Below are 1,425 nucleotides of genomic sequence, written 5' to 3'. Positions count from 1 at the left end.
CAGACTCCCGTCCGGCGACATCGTGATCGTGGAAGAGTTTGGCTTTGAGTTCCGCGTCTTCGGTCCGGACGGGAGGTTTCGTCGGGCTTTTGGCGGAATAGGAGAAGGCCCGGGCGAGTTCAAGTCGGTCTCCCTTCGGAGGCTGCGAGACGGAGGATTCGCCGTAGCGGACGTGGAGCAAAAGAGATTCAGCTTCTACGATGACCAGTACAACCTCCAGGAGACCCGGCTAGGTGCGTGTCGTCCTGGCGACGGGAGGTCCTTTCACGATCCGCCCCTTTGCTACTTCGCCGGGCTCACGGGTGAGGGAGCGATCTTCTGGTATGGATCGCGCCGGGAGGCGTCGCCCAGAATGAGAGAGGGTGTGGTTCTTCGCAATCCCGGCGCTATGTACATCGTGGCGCGCGCGACGGGAGACACCGCCGTCGTAATCGATTCCATTCCGAGTTCGCGTCGTGCGACGATAGTCGGAGGTGATGGATCCGGTGGTCCGCGTTGGATGTGGAGCGTTGAAGAACTCTACGCCCCCAAGGGTAGTTGGGCCTTTGGCCCTAGGATGGTAGCGCTTGGACAATCTGGCCGTTTTGACGTGAGGCTGTATGACTCTCTCGGTGTCCTCCGGCGGATCTTGCGAGTCAACATGCAGCCTGAGAGCGTGACCCGGGAACACCTTGACTCGGTAAGGGCTTGGGTGGTCGATCCAACGACCAATAGGAGCCCCAAAGACCTTGCCTTGCAGTACTTGGACGAGGTGGCTTTGGGCGGGCCGATTCCGTATTTCAGTGAACTGCGATTCGACGAAGTCGGGCGTCTTTGGATCTCCGACTACGTTCCTCCGGCCACGTTGGTGACGCGGCAGCTATGGCGGTGGACGATCTTCGGTGAGGATGGGATGCCGTTGGCTCGTGCTGTTACCGGTCCCTCAAGCGACATCCTTGAAATCGGGGAAGACTACGTTCTCGTCCGAGATAAGGACGAACTGGGCGTCGAACACTTGGCGGTGTACGGAATTGGCCGGGGCGGCTGAGGGCACGCAGCCGCGAATCTCGCAACGCGAGGCCCCCGCTGGACCACCGTCTAAGGAGAGAAAGAGAAGTAACGGGGTAAGGCAGTCTGGCTAACATTTGGCCCCAGGGGACAGGGGCCCTCTGCATCTCCAAGGTCCATAGACGACCCACTTTTCGCGGAGGGCCGGGTTCCCGATGCGCCCGGTTCGCACAATGACTGAACCCACAACGATCGAGGCCGGGCCCCCCGGCATGTTCGTCAACCCGGAAATCCCGCTCGATTCCCTTCCCGGCACCGAGGCCCTCGACTGGACCCCGCTTCACCCGCGGTTCGCGAGGCGCCTCCAGGTCGCGGCCCTGATCCGGGCTGTGCTGATCGTCGGAGCGTGGAGTGCGTTTCACATCCGTGTTGTCCCGT

Annotated in this window: 2 protein-coding genes; both read left to right on the top strand. The window is 61.5% G+C overall.

Annotated elements, in window-relative coordinates:
* The coding region (locus J4G12_06680; protein MCE2455492.1) for a hypothetical protein at positions 1-1,027 on the top strand (1,027 nt) is incomplete at its 5' end.
* 193 nt (positions 1,028-1,220) lie between these two features.
* Positions 1,221-1,425: hypothetical protein (locus J4G12_06675; protein MCE2455491.1), on the top strand; the 205-nt coding region annotated here is incomplete at its 3' end.

It is taken from the genome of Gemmatimonadota bacterium (genome assembly GCA_021295815.1).
In the GTDB taxonomy this organism is placed as follows: Bacteria; Gemmatimonadota; Gemmatimonadetes; order Longimicrobiales; family Gaopeijiaceae; genus JAGWBQ01.
The sequence above is the reverse complement of the archived record's forward strand: the minus strand, read 5'-3'. Positions and strand labels throughout refer to the sequence as shown.